The organism is Pseudoalteromonas phenolica (assembly GCF_005876835.1).
GTDB lineage: Bacteria > Pseudomonadota > Gammaproteobacteria > Enterobacterales > Alteromonadaceae > Pseudoalteromonas > Pseudoalteromonas phenolica_B.
On the sequence record NZ_PPSW01000008.1, the window covers coordinates 123,675 to 141,380 of the forward strand.

Sequence of the window (17,706 nt, forward strand, 5' to 3'; positions counted from 1 at the left end):
CAAGAGGATTTTATGAGCAACGTTGTTATTTATACTAAAGATTACTGCCCGTTTTGCCATAGAGCAAAGGCATTATTAGACAGTAAAGGTGTAACATACACTGAGTATGATATTGCTGCTCAGCCTGAATTACGCGACGAAATGATTGAAAAAGCAAATGGTGGCACGACAGTTCCACAGATCTTTATCAATAACACGCATATTGGCGGTTGCGATGATATGATGGCAATCGAAGCGCAGGGTAAACTAGATACCCTATTGAACGCATAATAATTACATTAAGAAATACAAGTTTTAGGAACACTCATGACAGAACAAGCAAATCAAGCTGCAGCTCCGCAGGAAGGCCCACAATTCACAATTCAGCGTATTTACACAAAAGACGTATCTTTTGAAACGCCTAACTCTCCTGCTATTTTCCAAAAAGAGTGGACGCCTGAAGTTAAATTAGACATGGATACACGTTCTAACAAGTTAGACGAAGGTATCTTTGAAGTTGTACTAGCACTGACTGTAACCGCTTCTATCGGTGAAGAAACTGCATTCCTATGCGAAATTCAGCAAGCGGGTATTTTCCAAATCGCTGAACTTGAAGAGTTACAAATGGCACACATGCTAGGTGCATTCTGCCCGAACATTCTTTTCCCATATGCACGTGAAGCAGTAGCAGGTTTAGTGAATAAGGGTACTTTCCCACAACTTAACCTAGCGCCTGTAAACTTTGATGCGCTATTTGCTCAGTACATGCAGCAACGTGCAGCACAAGCAGAGCAGCCAGCTGACGCATAATTATATGAAAACAGAACAATCAGTTGTATCTGTACTAGGGGCGGGGTCTTATGGCACCGCCCTTGCTATTAGTTTTGCCCGAAATGGACATGCAGTAACCTTATGGGGTCGAAACGCCGATGATGTTGAGACGCTAGCAACTGAGCGTAAGAATCAACGTTATCTTCCCGATATTACTTTCCCTGAAACTTTAAAGCTTGAGAGTGATTTAGCAAAAGCAGTTAAGGCTAGTCAGATCATCTTAGTGGTTGTGCCAAGCCATGCTTTTGCAAAAACATTAGAGCAAATTCAGCCTAAGCTCAATGCGGGTGCTAAAGTGGTGTGGGCGACGAAAGGGTTAGAACCTAATACTGGGCGCTTACTGCAAGAAGTTGCCGTTGAAAAGCTCGGAGAAGCCGTGCCTTTGGCTGTATTATCTGGCCCGACGTTTGCCAAAGAAATGGCGGCAGGTTTACCTACTGCTATTTCGGTATCTGCAACTGAAACTGAGTTTGCCAGTGATTTAGCTAAATTACTGCACTGTGGTCGTTCATTTCGTGTCTACAGCAATGATGACTTCATTGGTATTCAATTAGGTGGCGCGGTAAAAAATGTTATCGCCATTGGTGCCGGTATGTCAGATGGCTTTGGCTTTGGCGCAAACACACGTACAGCATTAATTACACGTGGTCTTGCCGAGCTTTGTCGTTTAGGCTGCGCACTGGGTGCCAAATCTGAAACCTTTATGGGTATGGCAGGTTTGGGGGACTTGATCCTGACCTGTACAGATAATCAATCTCGCAACCGTCGCTTTGGTCTGGCCCTTGGAAAGGGGTTAGGTGTTGACGAAGCCATGGAGAGCATTGGTCAGGTTGTTGAAGGTTACCGTAATACCAAAGAAGTGTATTTATTGGCTCAACGCAGCGGTATTGAAATGCCAATCTGTGAGCAAATCTACCAAGTACTTTATGAAAATAAAGATGTAAAAGAGGCAGCCATGGCGCTGTTAGGTAGAGAGCAAAAGTCTGAGTAACACTCAAAGAAGTAATAACAAAAAACGGCGCTTAATTGCGCCGTTTTTTATGCGTTATCAGTTTAACGAGTTATGAAGGCTAGTTCAGTGTTGCGGTTTCTTCGAGCTCACTTTCTAACAACTGAGTTGCTTTATCAGCAGGAAGTGGTTTAGAAAAATAATAGCCCTGTAAAATGCCACAGCCCATAACGTTTAATAAATAAGCTTGTCTTTCATTCTCGACCCCTTCAGCGACTACATTAATGTTGAGGTATTTGGCCAAGCGAATGATGGTGGCGGTGATATTTCTATCTTGATCTGATTGCTCAATATCCATGATAAACGAGCGATCAATTTTGAGAATATCAATCGGAAAGCGTTTTAAATAGCCAAGTGATGAATGGCCAGTCCCAAAGTCATCAAGTGCAATCGTCACGCCCAGCGCTTTAAGGCGATGCATAATTTTAAGGGCTTGCTCAGGGTCGGTCATCATCGCGCTTTCAGTGATCTCAAGTTCTAGACAATGGGCTGGAATATGATGCCTTAGCAGGCATTCACGGACAGTGTCGACTAAGAAATCACTTTCAAAATGCTTAGCTGAAATATTGATCGCCACATGATTACCAGATAGCCCCATCATGCGCCAATGACTAATTTGCTTACAAGCAACATCCAATAAGTAATTCGTCATAGGAATAATCGCGCTACATTCCTCAGCAAAAGGAATAAAATTAGCAGGGCTTTCTATGCTGCCATCGTCCTGCTGCCACCTAACGAGTCCTTCAAACCCAACGAGTTTTCTACTTTCAGCTTGATATTTAGGCTGATAAAAAAGTTTAAACTGCTTATCGTCTATGGCCCTTAATAGGGCAGATTCTCGGGATAAGATAGTGGGGTCTAACTGATGACGCTGTTTATCAAAAAACTGGTAACTGTTATTACCTTTGTGTTTTGCATGATCTAATGCAGAGTCTGCACAGCGGATCAGATGCTCACTATCAATTGCATCGTCAGGATAGATAGCTAAACCACAAGAAGCGCTGACTGAGGTCTCTACGCCTTGATGCGTAAAGGGATGATTAATACATTTTAAAATGTCATCAGCGAGTTTTTTAGCAAAGAAAATCGTCATACCAGAGAACAGGTAAGGCGGTATCAGTACTGCAAATTCATCACTACTGACACGTGCCAGAGTAAAGCCTTTATCAAGGTGTTGGGATAAACGATTAGCGACTTCTTTTAGCAGTGCATCACCGCTTTCATGACCCATGAGGTCGTTGATTTTTCTGAAGTGATCGATATCGATCAACACCAGTAATAAGGATGGAAACGCCTTATTACAGCTCGCGATGGCTTGGTTCAGTGATTCAATAAAAAGCGTACGATTGGCAAGTCCGGTTATTGAATCTCGCGTTGATAAGTTCAGTAACGCTTTTTCATTGGCTTTACGCTCTGAAATGTTTGTCAGTACACCGAGATAAAATACCTCTGAAGGGTGATCTTCATGGGTCAACTTAGTCACTGTTACATCGAGCGCAAGTTTTTGATGATTGGCGCCAAGCGTCCAGATTTCGCCAGTCCAATAATCGTTTAACTGGCTCTCTGCAACGATATGTTGCTCAAGTCTGCGGTCTCTGCCTTGTTCGGTATAAATTTTTGGTTTATGACCTACTAATGCATCAGCAGAGTAACCTGTAATATCACTATATGCCTGGTTCACTTTGAGTACATTAAAGTGTTCGTCGGCAAGCCAAATCGCATCTTTTGAATGGGTCATGAGCATGTCGCTGAAATGCTCAGTCAGTTTTGATTTAGAAGTACGTAGCTGCTTGTTTAGCAACCAGTAAACACAGCCAGCGCTCATGACTAGGGCTAACACCCAGTGCCACCAAACTTGCTTTGGTTTTGAGGCTGTCACCGTCAACGTTTTCGACATACTTTGACTAGACGCAACCACTTCTAATGCCGACATTTCAGTGGGAGTCAGGGTGAGCTTATTGTTTTCAAGTAATCGCCATGGTGCATCTTCAGATAAACGATAGCTTAGCTGGCAGGTTTCGCAGGTGTTAAACCATAAACTAAAACGCTTTACATCCGCTTCTATGGTAAGCGGTAATTTTGGTGAAAATGACTCAGTGATTTTATCTCGGTAATGGTAGCGTACATGCGACAGCGCAAGTGTTGGAGATTGAACATGCGCTTGCTCAGCGATAAGAGAGAAACTGTCATTCAATAGCATTAGCTTTTGTCTAAAACTCAGCACTTGGCGTTGTGCTTGAAATGGTGCGATCAAGCGTTTGGTGACGCGATTTTTATAATGCGCGATCCCTTGTTTATCAAATTGCCAAATCCCTTCTTCTGCGTGGGCTAAATATTTACCGGCAAATTGATTGCGCTGGATGAAGCCTGTTATTTGTTTATTGACCAAAGTCAGCGCAAACAAGCCCGATTCGGTACTAAGCAGGAGTGTATTATTATACTCAGTGTAGAGCACATCATGGAATGTCAGGCTTTTAAAAGGTAATGACAACTTTTGTGCAGAGCCTTGTTCAAGCAACCATAATGCATTGGTTGTCGAAGCGATAAATTGATTATCTGATAACTGTGTGATGCTATGGATACTTTCAATATCATAGCGGTGTAACAGCGTTTTACTGCCTATATCAAATTGGCTTAAACCACTGTTGTCTCTGACCCACAAATTGCCATCATGGGTGAAATAGAGCGCTTGTGTATTTTGCTTATCAATAAAAGGAGTGAAACTCCCTTTCTCCCCGCTAAAAATAAAAATTTGCTGTTCTGTTGCGACCGCCCAGCGACCACCATCAATATAACGTACAGCATTTACAGGCTGACTTTTCGCAAATTGCTGAAAAGCCCGCATGCCTATTTGGTAAAGCTTCAACTCTTCAGAATTTTCAATGTCAGTTTGTAAGTTTAATTGAGTAGGTTGAAATTTGCGCCATTGACCCAGTTGAGAAAGCCAGATTGACTGGTTTGACACTTTTAAATCATCAATCGGTAAGTTATTAACTTGGTATTGATACTGGGTCTGAGTATTTAAGTTGTAGCTGTTAATAAAACTACCTTTAAAACTCACTAGTTTAGAATCAAAAACGACGAGGTTGTCAGCTGAAAAAAGAGGCTGAGTTTGTAAAGTTTTATCAAACAGGAAAATCTCGCCAGTCAAAGATTTTAAGATGACTTTATCTTGATGCAGTAATAATGTATCAGCGTCAAATGGCAAGGTTGCGAAGTGTTGCTTGCCACTCATCATGTCCCAACGCATAAGGGCGTTGTCTTCAGAGACATAGACCACGCCTTTTGGCGAGGTCTGCCAGAGTTGCTGTTTTAAATCGATAGGCAAAACCGATAATGTCGTATTCACCAGCTGATAAAGGCGTTCATTGCTTTGAAAAATGATGCCATTGTTTGTTTGGCTGATTTTTGTGACTGGGGTTTGTAACCAGGTGCGTGTTTCACCTGTCACTGTATTGATCTTAGTTAGGCCATTTTGATGACCTACCCAAAGAAAAGGCGCTTGACTTAAAATACTTAAAAATGGTGCTGTGAGGTCATGAGTGAGTTGCTGAGCATTAAACTCGTTATGGCCGTCGAATTTAATAAGATCATCAGCATATAAAAACCAATGCTGATTATTGGCCTGACTTGCTATGGCTTGGGTAGTGCGCTGCGATGCAAAAACTGAGTTGCACAATATTACGAGACACAACAGCAATGAATGCCATAACTTCATAATATTTAATATCCTCCTCAGTCCTTTTAATATTTAATATTAGTGAATTATTCATCGCTGTGCGAGTAAAATGTTAAAAAACGGCTAACTATTTTGAGTTTGGAAAGCCGAGTTGACGCCATGACTCGTAAACGAATACTGATACCGCATTTGATAGGTTCATACTGCGACTGTCAGGCTTCATCGGAATACGCACTCTTTGCTCTGCGGGCAGAGAAAAGATGATGTCTTCGGGTAACCCGCGCGTTTCAGGCCCAAACATTAAACAATCACCGGCTTGGTATTCTGGCTCATGATGATACGTGCTGCCTTTTGTGGTGCAAGCAAATACGCGTTTAGGTTGCTCAGTTTCTAAATAACTTTCAAAGGAAGGATGACGTTTTACTTCACTGAATTCATGATAATCAAGACCTGCACGACGAATACGCTTATCATCCCACTCAAAGCCTAGTGGCTCTATTAAGTGTAATGTGTAGCCGGTATTAGCACATAAACGAATGATATTTCCCGTATTTGGTGGGATCTCAGGTTGGTATAAAACAATATCTAACATAATCACCTCTAAAGTTATTGAGCTAAGTATACCGAAAAGTATACTGAGCAATAAGTCATTTAGGTGTCTATACCTAATGAGAACCAATTAAGGAGTGAGTTTATGACGCGTCAGTACGATGTGCTAGTACGTTTTTCAAGTCTATTTACTATGGTAGTCGTAAGTATCATGATAGCGGCAAAGGCTTGGGCTTGGTTAGCATCTGGTAGCGCGGCTATGCTGGGCTCGCTTACAGACTCCTTGTTAGATATTTCGGCATCAATGATGAGCTTTTTGGTTTTAAGCTACGCGCTCAGACCTGCTGATGACGACCATCGCTTTGGGCATGGAAAAGCAGAGGCCTTGGCAGGGTTAGGTCAAGCCGCGTTTATTTCCGGTTCTGCATGCTTTTTGGCATTTCATGGTATTGAGCGTCTGATCAACCCCGTTCCTTTACCTCACTCCATGTTGGGCGTTTGGGTCAGTGGTTTCGCAATACTTTGCACATTATTGGTCGTTGCGGTTCAGCAATATGTGGTGAAGCATACTGAGTCTATCGCTGTAAAAGCAGATTCACTGCACTACAAAGGAGACCTACTGCTCAATGCTGCTGTGCTAGTAGGTATTTACTTAGCATCAATAGGTTATTTATTTGCAGATTCCGTGTTTGCCATTGGGGTGGCGTTCTATCTGTTATTTAACTGCTGGGAAATAGCCAAAGAAAGTGCCAATCATCTAATGGATAAAGAAATCTCAGACGAAGAAAAAGTTCGTCTGATTTCTATTATTTCAAAGCATCCTGATGTACAAGGGGTGCATGATTTAAGAACGCGGCAAAGTGGCAAACAAAAATTTGTGCAATTTCATATTGAACTCGACAAGCAGCTAAGCTTACAGCAAGCACATGCGATTTCAGCTGAAGTTTGCGAAAAAATTCGCGCGGTATTTGGCGAGCACATCGATATTATGGTGCATCAAGATCCGGTTGCCTTAAATGAGCGGTGTGAATCACAAAACCCATAAAACTGCTGCATCAGTGGGTGACGAATAGAATCAATTTCATTTAGCAGCTCGTGTTTCGCCATTGGAAATTCAGAAATACCGATGTTTTTTTGTTGTTGCGCCCACTTTTTTGTTGCTAGGTTATCAACAATACTGTCTTGCTCTGCAAGTGCAATATGGATTGGTACTGGGTTTAAAAGTTCAGGCAATAAAAAAGTCCAATTGAGTGCCGCTTGTAACCACGCAAAGCTTACTCCGCCTAATTGAAGATGGGCTTGATGTGCATATAACGCTCTAAAATGCGTATATCTTTCAGCGCTATTGGTTAACTCGTTTTCAGAGAAGGGCTTTTCTGCATAACTTGCTTGACCAAACGCATAACGCTGTGAAAAACCTAGACGGCATGCTGAGCGCGCTACCCAAAGAGCCACTTTACTTGGAAAAGGAGCGGTATTAATGCCAAGCATAGGCGCACAAATAAAGGCACCTTGTGCGTTCACCGGATATCTCGCCATATAATCACAGCAAATCGCACCGCCCATAGAGTGCGCTAATAAAAAGTAATCGCAGTTAATTTGAGGTTTTACGATGCTTTCAATGAAAAGGTGTAAGTCGTCAGCAAAGTCTTCAAATTGCTCAATATATCCTAGCTGTTGATCGGCTGTGAGACGCGCAGATTGCCCTTGGCCAATATGGTCACAGCAGTACACGGCAATATTGTTCTGATTGAGCTCCCAGATTAACTCTCTATATTTATGACTAGCTTCAATGCGCCCAGAAATCAGCACCACCGCATAATCGATGTGTTCAGGCTGATGAATGGTGTAAAACAAATTGCCATTTTTACCGGCAAATTGGCTATGTGTACCCGACTGCCAATGCTGCTCTATGGTATTGATATTGTCGTTAAGTTGATCTGAATAGCTGTAAAACGTCATAGTGGTAATGTAATTGTGACCGTTAACCCATGTGGCTGGTGGTTAGCAAAGTGAATATCACCTTGGTGGGTGAACAGTGCCCGCTTAGCAATGGCTAAACCTAAACCAATCCCACCAGATTGTCGAGCTCGAGCACTATCGGTGCGGTAAAACGCATTACCAAGTTCAGTCAATGCCGCATCATCAACACCTTGACCGTCATCCTTAATGCGAATGATCAGATTATCTGCTTGCTGCTTGATGTCGAATTCAATAGAAGAGTCGGCATATTTGATGGCGTTTCTGGTGATATTTTCAATTGCAGATGTCAACAAGGCAGCATCACAATTTAGTTCTAGATTGGGGATTGCATTGTTCGACAGAGTCTTATTGTGTTGGTGCGCTTCAAATTTGGCATTTTGAAGTAATTCTTGTAGCAAGCTAGAGAGTGGGATTGGCTCAATGTTAAGTTGATGATCAGCATATTCTAAGCGTGACAAGGTCAGTACATCAGCGAGCATTTTATCTAAACATTGAGACTCTTTTTCTATCCGGGCTAAATAGCTGTGTGTGGCGTCATTGGCGGTATCTTGTGCCATGGCATTGGCCAGGTTTAAGCGCGTCAGCGGCGTGCGCAATTCATGGGAGACATCGGCCAGTAACTGTTTATGTGCTTGTATGCTGTGAGTGAGTTTATCGGCCATAAAGTTAAAGTCATGAATAAGCTGACCGACTTCATCTTTGCGTTGGGACTCAGATGGAGCACGTACATTAAGTTCGCCTTGTGCAAGGCGTCTTGCACTTCGACTGAGCGTATTTAATGGTGTAATTAAATAAATGGTTAAGAAGATGCTCAAAATCACAGAAGGAATAAATACTGCGAGTAATTTCATCCATGCAGGTAGCATACGGATGGAATGGAAAAGCATAGGTCTGCGCAGAGGCTTAATTTGATATAAGCGGTATGCTTCTTGGTTAAGTGATATATCAACAGGTCCGTAAGCGGCATAGCGCTCAGTTCTAATTTGGCTCGGCACGTTTTCATCGCCAAGGTCATTTAATACCGATAAATTTAAATTACGGTCGTTATTTCCGGTCGCAATGGTTTTATCGATATTGTCATGGACCAATAAAATCATACTGTGGCGAGATAAACGCGGGTGGTCTACGGCTTGTTGTAACGTTTTATTATGACCTTCAACCAGCCTGACAATATTACGCTTCAAATGATTAAGGCTGTCTAACTGTCTGTCATGAAGCGGGTCATTATCTAACAGCTCGCCTTGCAGGCGGGTGAATAAAACCAATAATAAAAAGATACAAACTATGGTCAGCCAAAATCCAGCGAATGCTTTATAGAATAGCCGACTACTAAGCGCTTGTTTAAAGTTATTTTTACTGAGCCAAAAAGACATAACCGCTGCCTCGCATGGTCTGAATACAATTCGCATCGCTATATTGCGCGATTTTTTTTCGTAAGTTACTGACATGCATGTCAATAGAGCGATCAAATGGTGCTAACCGACGGCCCAGCACTTCTTGGCTAATTGTTTCTTTGGTAACGACTTTACCGACTTGAGCCATAAGTAGTTGCAACACAGCAAACTCGGTGCCAGTGAGTGTCAGTTGTGCTTTGTTGACGTGCACGGTTCGCGCAGCCATGTTCAGAGCAACACGGTTGTGTTCGATGATCTCAGCGATTTCAGCTTGTTTTACAAACTCGACTCGGCGGGTAATGGCATTAATACGAGCCAATAATTCTCTGTGATTGAAAGGCTTGGAAATGTAATCATCGGCACCTAACTCAAGTCCAAATATGCGATCAAAATCATCGCCTTTGGCGGTCAACATGATCACGGGAGTCAGGTGAGTCTGGCGTAACTGCTTGAGCACTTCGAAGCCGTCGAGTTTAGGCAGCATGATATCAAGTAAAATGACGTCGAAGTTATCTGCTTTAGCCATTGCTAAACCCGATCCTCCATCAAACGCTTGGCTGACAGTATGATTCTGACTTTGCAGGTATTCGCAAAGTAAATTACTTAATTCAATATCGTCTTCTATTAGTAATAATTGGCTCATGAGGCACCTGACAGCATTGTACTTCTTAACTCTAGTGTACTGATAATCACATTGTATTGCAGAACTTTACACACTCTTTACGTTCGCTTGCGTTACTTTGCATTGCAGCGATTAAGCTTAGAAACAAGTCAATCAGAGCTAACCCGAGAGAGAATTTATTATGAAATTATCAACTTTATTAAGCGCCATCGTTTTATCTGGCAGCATTTTAGTGTCGCTGGCGGCCAACGCTAAAGGTCATTCAGAGCACCGCGGAGACTTTTTACTTTCTAAGCGTGCAGTGGCAGCATTGGATTTGACGGCCGATCAGCAAGCACAAATCAAGTCGATTATTACAGAGTTAAAAGCGGATAAAAAAGACAGAAAGCTTGAACGTAAAGAAAATCGTGAAGCATTTCGTGCTTTAGTCGAAGCTGAAAGCTTTGATGAAGATAAAGCAAAAGCCCTGATGTCAGACATAAAAGCTGAGCGTTCAGAAAAAATGTTAGCGCACCTAAAGAGTCGTCATCAGATTTGGCAGCTACTGACGGTAGAGCAAAGAGAAAAATTAACCGAGATGCGAGAAAAGCGTAAAAACAAGCAGCGTCGTCACCACGACTAACAGGCATTTGCAAAACCTCTTCAACATAAAAAAGGCGACTATCAATATAAGGTAGTCGCCTTTTTCACATTCTTTCAAACTTATTTTCGAGTTATAGAAAGAGATTATTGAAAGAAGTCATCGTTTTTAGCCAGCATGGCTTCAATGTCTTCAATCATATTTTGTTTAGCTTGCTCATCGAGTTCTTCGTTTGCAGATATCTTGCTGGATATCTTGTTATTTTCTTCAGACCATTCGCCTAAATCAATTAACTGACAACGCTTTGAACAAAAAGGGCGGTGTGGGCTTTGCTCGCCCCATACGACATCTGCTTGGCAAGTCGGGCATTTTACAACTGTGGCCATCATCATTCTCTGTTGATTTGGTTTGGCCACAGTGTAATTAAAAGCAATGCGCTTTGCTACCTAGATACTAACGGCTAGGCTAAAGTACCTTTAATTTAGTAACTGGTTACTCGATTTATTTCTGCAAGAGAAGTGACGCCTGCTGCGGCTTTTTTCAGACCTGAAATACGTAAATTAGCAAACCCTGCCTTTGCCGCCATTTCAGCGATTTGAATCGAGTTACCACCTTCCATAATAACTTGTGCGATTTCAGGCGTGATCTTCACTACTTCATACACACCGACACGGCCTTTGTAGCCTTCGGTACAGTGATCACAGCCATTGGCTTTGTATAGTGTTATGTCGTTGATCCCCGCTTTGACAAAACCTTGGCGATTGAGCTCTTCTTCAGGCAAGGTTTCAGGTGTTTTACATTTAGGGCATAAACGACGCGCTAGACGCTGTGCGATGATCAAGCTAATAGAGCTTGCTACGTTATAAGCGGGTACACCCATATTTAATAGACGGGTTAAGGTTTCAGGTGCTGAGTTGGTGTGTAGCGTACTCATTACCAAGTGACCAGTTTGAGCAGCCTTAATAGAGATTTCAGCGGTTTCTAAGTCACGGATCTCACCAACCATCACCACATCGGGATCTTGACGTAAAAAGGCTTTAAGCGCATTGGCAAAAGTCATCTCTGCTTTTGGATTGATCTGAACTTGGTTGATCCCTTCAAGATTAATTTCAACCGGATCTTCCGCAGTACTGATATTGCGCTCTGGTTTATTAAGAATATTTAAACCCGTATAAAGTGATACTGTTTTACCAGAACCTGTTGGGCCAGTTACTAAGATCATGCCTTGTGGCTGCGCCAGCGCATCCATGTAGAGTGCCTTTTGCTCAGGCTCGTAACCCAGCACATCAATGCCTAACATGGCGCTTGATGAGTCAAGAATACGCATTACGATTTTCTCACCCCATAAAGTGGGCAGGGTACTGACACGAAAATCGATACTTTTACGATCTGAGATCTTTAATTTAATACGACCATCTTGTGGTTTACGCTTTTCGGCGATGTCCAAGCGAGACATAACCTTGATACGGGCTGACAAACGCGTTGATAAACTGGTTGGTGGGCTTGCCATTTCATGTAACATGCCATCGATACGAAAGCGAATACGGTATTTATGTTCGTATGGCTCAAAGTGTAAATCTGACGCGCCTTTTTTAATGGCATCCATTAAAATCTTATTGATGTAGACAATGATAGGGGCATCATCTTTGTCTTTTTCATCGTTGGTATCTTGCTGCTGTTGAGTGTCTTCAACATCCATGCCTGAGAATTCTTTAAAGTCATCCTCACTCATGGATAGGCCGCCATTGGCATCGAATAGTTGATCTATTTTTTGCTCTAACTGCTTGTAATCAACTACCACCACTTCACATTGTAAACCGGTGCTAAATTCGAAGTTTTCAAATGCACCGTAATCAGTGGGGTCAGAGGTGGCGATATACAGCTTGCGGCCTTTTTTGACTAAAGGCAGTAAATGGTGTTGGCGGATCAGCTTTTCTTTAATAAGCTCTTTTGGTAGCTGTTCAACATCAAAATCACTAAGGTCAAACATTGGTATTCTAAAGAGATCTAGGCATTGTTCTGCCAGCTCTTGACCTGTCATCCCACTACATAAACAGATAAGCTCTGCCGTTGATTGAGCTTCAGCCTGCTTTAACTTTAATTGCTCTGCGGTTACACGACCGAGTGTAATAAATTTCCGTAAAAGGGGAGAGTGATGTTCCATAATGCCTCTATGACGACTTGAACTTAGTTTAGCTTAGCAAAAAATATCAAAGCAAAAAATAGACCTAACTCAAAGTATTACATTAGTGCTTAATGAATGCTCAGTACGAGCTGCCGAATAATAAAGACCAATTAAGCTATTTACTTATTTCAGCGTGTTGTAAAAAAGCGTGATGTAGAGCTTCAACGTCAGCAAGCACTGAATCAATGTCACGATGGTTATCAAGAATTGAATCGGCCTTTTGTCGCTTATCTTCGCGAGACATTTGTGCAGCAATAATGTTCTTTACTTGCTCAGTGCTGACTGAATCTCTGTTTGCTGTGCGTGTCAGTTGCACCTCGACAGGCACATCCACCAGTAAAGTGTGGTTGCAGAGCGCATCAAGTTTGTTTTCGTAAAGTAGGGGGGCACTTAACACCACGTAAGGACTTTTGGCGTTGTTTAGCTGCTCTGTAATATTTTGACGGATAAGTGGGTGTAGCAAATTATTCAACCAGTTTTTTTGTTCTGAATCGGCAAAAATAATGTCACGCAGCTTAGCTCGGTTGAGTGAACCATCGTCTAACAAAATAGCGCTACCAAAGTGCTGCTTGATGGCGTTTAGCCCATCGCTGCCAATTGCTACGACATCTCGGGCAATGACATCGGCATCAACAATTTCAATACCCAGAGAAGCAAGGTGATTAGACACGAGCGTTTTACCTGCGCCTATGCCTCCTGTGAGTCCTAAAATCCAGTTACTCATACTTGTTTACCTGAAAAACGGGCTGAATTAGCCTAAAAGAGAAAAGTACCAAGTTTGAATCTCGGTGCCATACAGCATTGCTAGCCAACCCGCTATGGCCAAATACGGCCCAAATGGAATAGGCGTACTGTGCTCTTTACCTTGCACAGCTAATTGAATGCTGCCAATGATGGCGCCCACAACGCTTGAGAGTAAAACTATGGTCAAAATGGCCTGCCAACCTAATAGTGCGCCAAAAATAGCTAACAGCTTAAAATCACCATACCCCATGCCTTCTTTGCCTGTGAGTAACTTAAATGCCCAAAACACCGTCCATAAACTTAAGTAGCCTACCGCAGCACCGACAATGGCTTCGCTGGGTGGAAGGGTATAGCCCAAAACACTAGCAATTAACGCTAGCCAAACTAAAGGCAGCGTGAGTTGGTCGGGTAATAACATGTGATCGATATCGATAAAAATAAGCGCTACGAGAACCCAGGTGATAAAAATATAAAGCAAGCCAAGTTCAGTTGCGCCAAACTGCAATGCAATCCAAAGAGAGGCAAGGACAGTACCTAACTCTACTAGTGGATAACGAATTGAGATTTTTGCTGCGCAACTGGCGCATTTGCCATTTAATATCAGCCAGCCCAACAAGGGAATATTATGCCAGGCTTTAATTGGGGTTTTGCAGTGTGGGCAAGTCGAGTTAGGTTTAATCAGGTTGAAAGTGTCGTTGCTTAATTTAGCTTTTTTACTTGAGTTTGACAGTTCATCGGCCAGTGAAATACGGCACTCTTGCTGCCACTCACGTTGCATCATAATTGGCAGACGGTAAATCACCACATTTAAAAAGCTGCCGATACACAAACTCACTAAACCAACGGTCAATAGAAAAAACCACTGCTGGCTTTGCATTAAATAAACTACTTCTTGCATTAAAACGTCACTTTCTAAAAGGTAGAAAACAGGGCTTAAACCACAGAGCCCAGTTGGAAGATAGGCAAATACATGGCAATAATAAGGCCACCAACAAGCACAGCAAGCACACTCATGATTAACGGCTCTAGTAGGCTTGATAGGCCATCAACGGCATCGTCGACTTCTTGTTCATAAATATTGGCTACTTTCTCTAACATGCCATCGAGTGAGCCCGACTCTTCACCGATAGAGACCATCTGTACCACCATATCTGGAAAGAGTTTTGAATTGCGCATCGCCCAGTTCATTTGGTTACCTGAACTAACCTCGGCTTTGATTTCGGTAATGGCATTTTTATAGATGACATTGCCTGATGCTCCTGCTGCAGAGTCGAGGGCGTCAACCAGCGGCACACCCGCAGCAAATGTGGTCGAAAGTGTACGAGCATAACGTGCTACAGCAGCCTTGTGTAAGATCATACCGACAACGGGTAATTGTAATACCAAGCGGTCATTGAAATGGCGCACGGCAGATGAGCGGATCAAAGCTTCTTTATAAGAGTAAAAAGTGATGCCAATGATTAAAACGATGAGCCACCATGCTTCTTGCATAAACTCGGAGATGCCTATGACAAATAGGGTAAATGCAGGGAGTTCAGCCCCAAATCCATTAAAGATATCTTGGAACTGCGGCACTACGAAAATGAGAAGAATAGAAGTCACAATCAGTGCGACCACAACTACCGCAATAGGGTAGAACATGGCTTTTTTAATTTTTGACTTTAGCGCTTCGGCTTTTTCTTTATAAACGGCAACACGGTCAAAAATTTTATCAAGGGCACCTGACTGCTCCCCTGAGTGAATGAGATCGCAATAGAGCTCATCAAAATAGCGTGGGTAAGCACGGAGTGATTTTGCCAACGGCTGACCTGCTTTAACTTCATCGGCAATGCCGCCAATGAGTTTACTTAAACTTTTATTCTTTGCCCCAGATGCAATCATTTCTAAAGACTGAATAAGCGGTACGCCCGCAGTCAACATGGTAGCAATTTGTCGAGTGAAAATGGCAATGTCTTTGGCTGTAATCTTTTGACCACCGGCACCAATGCCAAATAAGGGCTTAGGCTTGCGTTTTACTTTAGAAGGGGTAATGCCTTGTTTACGAAGCTGAGCTTTAACAAGGGCAATACTGGTGCCGGTCATTTCGCCTTCGAGCTTTTTACCTCGGGCGCTTAAACCAGTCCAAACGAAGGTGTCGAGTTTGTCTGCAGTGTTTTTGTCTTTTTTCATAAATAACCAAAAAGGGCTGTGTAAACAGCCCTTTGAGTTTAGCCAATAATATTATCGGCAATCAGCTGGTAGGTACTTAGCTTCGATACCTGTTGCTCCTGTTGAAGAGCATGTCCAACCTACGATAGGTGTGATTGGATTATCAGCGTCAGAACCATCAAAACCAGCAGCTGTCATTGCGTTTGTTTTAGCTGCATTAGTATATGGAGTGAATGTAAGCTTGTTAGCTGTGCCTAGTGCTGAGATATTCTGAGCTGTAACAGTAACAACACCAGCCTCAGATACAGCAACAGAAGCTACATACTGCGAAGCTTTTGATTCACAACCGAATTTGCTCATTGCGTTTGCAGCAGTAGGAGCTGCACTTAAACCAGTCTGAGAAGTTTCAGTAACTGTTGCTTTACATGAGCTTGAAGCAAGAATTACTTCGCTTACTTTAGCGCGTACAGCGTAATCTTGATAAGCCGGTAATGCGATTGCAGCTAGAATACCGATGATTGCAACTACAATCATTAATTCGATTAGGGTAAAACCCTTTTGATTTTGCGTCATGATGTGTCTCCTAAAGGAAAAATGCTAACTCACCGTGGTAAGCTAGGTTATTAAATAGTTATAAAGTTTGTACCAACAGGTAAAGTTTACACCCATTGTATTGCAAATTTATAGTGCTAACTCATTTAATGGGGCTACCACTATGATGGCTGTTGATTGCCTGAAAATATATCTTAAACAATTCGCCATACATGGGTTGTTAGCGTACGTATCACCTTTTAATTATGGCTTAACGCATTACCACCATCTCAATTAAAGTTTTGATTTTTTATTTAATTAAAATTACCAATATTAGGTTATCGGCAATTTTGTATTTAAATAAACGACAAACTTAATTATTTGCTACTCTAATTGTTAAACTTGATATTAACAAGAGTAAATAAGAATTAATTCTTATTTTAAGAGCTGGAGCTAATTATTTAATACTGGCAATGTTCTATATTAATTTATATCTCAAGGAAAAAATTAATAATTTGTTACCAGCATATAAAAACCCGCTCATTAAATTCTCTTTAAAATCAATTGTCAACATTTATGCACTTATCATAGATTACAGGCAATTACACTTGCGTGTTATTGAAGCGCATTGATAGGTCAATACTCTGTACATTTTTAGTCAGTGCACCACTTGAAATGTAGTCGACACCCGCTTGCGCGTATTCTGCTAAGATTTCTATGGTCATATTACCCGACACTTCAAGTTTAGCGCGCTGTGCTGTCACTTCTACTGCTTGTTGAATTTGTGGCACGCTAAAGTTATCTAGCATGATGATGTCGCTACCAGCTTCAATGGCTTGCTGTAGCTCGTCTAGATTTTCAACTTCGACTTCAACTGGTTTAGCTGGGTGATTCAATTTGGCTTGTTTAACTGCGGCTGCAATACCGCCACAGGCTGCAATGTGGTTTTCTTTAATTAAGAACGCATCGAATAATCCAATGCGGTGGTTTTTACCGCCACCACAAGCCACGGCATATTTTTGTAATGCACGAAGACCCGGTACAGTTTTACGTGTATCAAGGAGTTGAGTATTACTGTTAGTCAGTGCTTTTACATAATGAGCTGTGGTTGTTGCGGTGCCTGAAAGCGTTTGTACAAAGTTCAGGGCAGTACGCTCTGCGGTTAAAATGGCACGGGCTGAGCCTTTAGCGGTAAAGAGTTGGCTATTCGCTGCAACAAAATCACCATCATTGACGAGCACTTCAACTTCAACGCTCGCATCAACCTGTTTAAATACCTCTAAAATTAGGTCTTTACCACAGAATACACAGTCTTCACGGGTGATCACATAAGCGTTGGCTTGCTGCGCTTCAGGTATTAACTGCGCTGTGATATCACCATCGGCAGCCGATTGAAAGTTAAGGTCTTCATTTAAAGCTTGTGTGACTAATTCACTAATAAGAGCAGGCGTAAGAAGTTGGTTTTGCATACT

General features: G+C 42.2%; 17 protein-coding genes. 5 read left to right on the forward strand and 12 right to left on the reverse strand.

The genetic code is table 11. The annotated features are described in order from the left end of the window. Window positions 1-12: 12 nt before the first annotated feature. From grxC to gpsA, 3 genes are read left to right on the forward strand one after another with little or no spacing between them, the layout of a single operon-like run. Entirely contained in the window at window positions 13-270 is a 258-nt protein-coding gene (grxC, locus tag C1E24_RS06405) for a glutaredoxin 3 (protein ID WP_058028845.1), read from the forward strand. Window positions 271-306: 36 nt separating this feature from the next. Then, the gene (gene secB, locus C1E24_RS06410; protein WP_138479843.1) at window positions 307-789 is read left to right on the forward strand and encodes a protein-export chaperone SecB; all 483 of its coding nucleotides are present in this window, start codon (window positions 307-309) and stop codon (window positions 787-789) included. 4 nt (window positions 790-793) lie between these two features. Beyond that, window positions 794-1,801 carry an NAD(P)H-dependent glycerol-3-phosphate dehydrogenase gene (gene gpsA, locus C1E24_RS06415; RefSeq protein ID WP_138479845.1) on the forward strand — a complete coding sequence of 336 codons (1,008 nt, stop codon included), beginning with the start codon at window positions 794-796 and terminating at the stop codon, window positions 1,799-1,801. 79 nt (window positions 1,802-1,880) lie between these two features. On the opposite strand, the gene C1E24_RS06420 is transcribed toward gpsA, so the two are convergent. After that, the gene (locus C1E24_RS06420; RefSeq protein ID WP_138479847.1) at window positions 1,881-5,537 is read right to left on the reverse strand and encodes a bifunctional diguanylate cyclase/phosphodiesterase; all 3,657 of its coding nucleotides are present in this window, start codon (window positions 5,535-5,537) and stop codon (window positions 1,881-1,883) included. 88 nt (window positions 5,538-5,625) lie between these two features. Continuing rightward, window positions 5,626-6,090 carry a tRNA (uridine(34)/cytosine(34)/5-carboxymethylaminomethyluridine(34)-2'-O)-methyltransferase TrmL gene (gene trmL / locus C1E24_RS06425; protein ID WP_138479849.1) on the reverse strand — a complete coding sequence of 155 codons (465 nt, stop codon included), beginning with the start codon at window positions 6,088-6,090 and terminating at the stop codon, window positions 5,626-5,628. Window positions 6,091-6,192: 102 nt separating this feature from the next. On the opposite strand from trmL, the gene C1E24_RS06430 reads away from it, so the two are divergent. Beyond that, window positions 6,193-7,092, forward strand: coding sequence for a cation diffusion facilitator family transporter (locus C1E24_RS06430; protein ID WP_138479851.1), 900 nt, complete (start codon window positions 6,193-6,195; stop codon window positions 7,090-7,092). On the opposite strand, the gene C1E24_RS06435 is transcribed toward C1E24_RS06430, so the two are convergent. From C1E24_RS06435 to C1E24_RS06445, 3 genes are read right to left on the reverse strand one after another with little or no spacing between them, the layout of a single operon-like run. Beyond that, window positions 7,044-8,009, reverse strand: a complete 966-nt coding sequence (locus C1E24_RS06435) for an alpha/beta fold hydrolase (protein WP_138479853.1) — start codon at window positions 8,007-8,009, stop codon at window positions 7,044-7,046. The two genes, C1E24_RS06430 and C1E24_RS06435, sit on opposite strands and share 49 nt — an antisense overlap. After that, window positions 8,006-9,403: an ATP-binding protein gene (locus tag C1E24_RS06440; protein ID WP_171040808.1), complete on the reverse strand. Its 1,398-nt coding sequence runs from the start codon at window positions 9,401-9,403 to the stop codon at window positions 8,006-8,008. Before C1E24_RS06440 ends, C1E24_RS06435 begins: the two co-directional genes overlap by 4 nt. Then, window positions 9,384-10,067, reverse strand: a complete 684-nt coding sequence (locus C1E24_RS06445; RefSeq protein ID WP_138479856.1) for a response regulator transcription factor — start codon at window positions 10,065-10,067, stop codon at window positions 9,384-9,386. The genes C1E24_RS06440 and C1E24_RS06445 overlap by 20 nt, the downstream gene beginning before the upstream one ends. A gap of 160 nt (window positions 10,068-10,227) precedes the next feature. Here C1E24_RS06445 and C1E24_RS06450 point away from each other — a divergent pair, with 160 nt between their 5' ends. Continuing rightward, window positions 10,228-10,668 (forward strand): Spy/CpxP family protein refolding chaperone, encoded by a 441-nt coding sequence (locus C1E24_RS06450; RefSeq protein ID WP_138479858.1) that lies wholly within the window; start codon window positions 10,228-10,230, stop codon window positions 10,666-10,668. Window positions 10,669-10,772: 104 nt separating this feature from the next. Here C1E24_RS06450 and yacG read toward each other — a convergent pair whose 3' ends face one another. From yacG to nadC, 7 genes are all read right to left on the reverse strand, one after another. After that, window positions 10,773-11,012 (reverse strand): DNA gyrase inhibitor YacG, encoded by a 240-nt coding sequence (gene yacG / locus C1E24_RS06455; protein WP_138479860.1) that lies wholly within the window; start codon window positions 11,010-11,012, stop codon window positions 10,773-10,775. Window positions 11,013-11,107: 95 nt separating this feature from the next. Beyond that, window positions 11,108-12,790: a type IV-A pilus assembly ATPase PilB gene (gene pilB / locus C1E24_RS06460; protein WP_138479862.1), complete on the reverse strand. Its 1,683-nt coding sequence runs from the start codon at window positions 12,788-12,790 to the stop codon at window positions 11,108-11,110. Window positions 12,791-12,926: 136 nt separating this feature from the next. Continuing rightward, the gene (gene coaE / locus C1E24_RS06465; RefSeq protein WP_138479864.1) at window positions 12,927-13,535 is read right to left on the reverse strand and encodes a dephospho-CoA kinase; all 609 of its coding nucleotides are present in this window, start codon (window positions 13,533-13,535) and stop codon (window positions 12,927-12,929) included. Window positions 13,536-13,562: 27 nt separating this feature from the next. Continuing rightward, window positions 13,563-14,453: a prepilin peptidase gene (locus tag C1E24_RS06470; RefSeq protein ID WP_138479866.1), complete on the reverse strand. Its 891-nt coding sequence runs from the start codon at window positions 14,451-14,453 to the stop codon at window positions 13,563-13,565. Between the two features lie 35 nt (window positions 14,454-14,488). Beyond that, the gene (locus tag C1E24_RS06475; RefSeq protein WP_138479868.1) at window positions 14,489-15,724 is read right to left on the reverse strand and encodes a type II secretion system F family protein; all 1,236 of its coding nucleotides are present in this window, start codon (window positions 15,722-15,724) and stop codon (window positions 14,489-14,491) included. A gap of 51 nt (window positions 15,725-15,775) precedes the next feature. After that, on the reverse strand, window positions 15,776-16,276 hold the full coding sequence (locus tag C1E24_RS06480) for a pilin (protein WP_138479870.1): 501 nt from the start codon (window positions 16,274-16,276) through the stop codon (window positions 15,776-15,778). Between the two features lie 560 nt (window positions 16,277-16,836). Beyond that, window positions 16,837-17,703 (reverse strand): carboxylating nicotinate-nucleotide diphosphorylase, encoded by an 867-nt coding sequence (nadC, locus tag C1E24_RS06485; protein ID WP_138479872.1) that lies wholly within the window; start codon window positions 17,701-17,703, stop codon window positions 16,837-16,839. Window positions 17,704-17,706: the final 3 nt, after the last annotated feature.

What these genes read in the sequence shown, in the direction of transcription:
- pilB (WP_138479862.1), bottom strand. Translation starts at nt 12,790, where the DNA reads ATGGAACATCACTCTCCCCTTTTACGGAAATTTATTACACTCGGTCGT.
- secB (WP_138479843.1), top strand. Translation starts at nt 307, where the DNA reads ATGACAGAACAAGCAAATCAAGCTGCAGCTCCGCAGGAAGGCCCACAA.
- grxC (WP_058028845.1), top strand. Translation starts at nt 13, where the DNA reads ATGAGCAACGTTGTTATTTATACTAAAGATTACTGCCCGTTTTGCCAT.
- trmL (WP_138479849.1), bottom strand. Translation starts at nt 6,090, where the DNA reads ATGTTAGATATTGTTTTATACCAACCTGAGATCCCACCAAATACGGGA.
- yacG (WP_138479860.1), bottom strand. Translation starts at nt 11,012, where the DNA reads ATGGCCACAGTTGTAAAATGCCCGACTTGCCAAGCAGATGTCGTATGG.
- C1E24_RS06440 (WP_171040808.1), bottom strand. Translation starts at nt 9,403, where the DNA reads ATGTCTTTTTGGCTCAGTAAAAATAACTTTAAACAAGCGCTTAGTAGT.
- C1E24_RS06435 (WP_138479853.1), bottom strand. Translation starts at nt 8,009, where the DNA reads ATGACGTTTTACAGCTATTCAGATCAACTTAACGACAATATCAATACC.
- C1E24_RS06450 (WP_138479858.1), top strand. Translation starts at nt 10,228, where the DNA reads ATGAAATTATCAACTTTATTAAGCGCCATCGTTTTATCTGGCAGCATT.
- gpsA (WP_138479845.1), top strand. Translation starts at nt 794, where the DNA reads ATGAAAACAGAACAATCAGTTGTATCTGTACTAGGGGCGGGGTCTTAT.
- nadC (WP_138479872.1), bottom strand. Translation starts at nt 17,703, where the DNA reads ATGCAAAACCAACTTCTTACGCCTGCTCTTATTAGTGAATTAGTCACA.
- C1E24_RS06475 (WP_138479868.1), bottom strand. Translation starts at nt 15,724, where the DNA reads ATGAAAAAAGACAAAAACACTGCAGACAAACTCGACACCTTCGTTTGG.
- C1E24_RS06445 (WP_138479856.1), bottom strand. Translation starts at nt 10,067, where the DNA reads ATGAGCCAATTATTACTAATAGAAGACGATATTGAATTAAGTAATTTA.
- C1E24_RS06420 (WP_138479847.1), bottom strand. Translation starts at nt 5,537, where the DNA reads ATGAAGTTATGGCATTCATTGCTGTTGTGTCTCGTAATATTGTGCAAC.
- C1E24_RS06470 (WP_138479866.1), bottom strand. Translation starts at nt 14,453, where the DNA reads ATGCAAGAAGTAGTTTATTTAATGCAAAGCCAGCAGTGGTTTTTTCTA.
- coaE (WP_138479864.1), bottom strand. Translation starts at nt 13,535, where the DNA reads ATGAGTAACTGGATTTTAGGACTCACAGGAGGCATAGGCGCAGGTAAA.
- C1E24_RS06480 (WP_138479870.1), bottom strand. Translation starts at nt 16,276, where the DNA reads ATGACGCAAAATCAAAAGGGTTTTACCCTAATCGAATTAATGATTGTA.
- C1E24_RS06430 (WP_138479851.1), top strand. Translation starts at nt 6,193, where the DNA reads ATGACGCGTCAGTACGATGTGCTAGTACGTTTTTCAAGTCTATTTACT.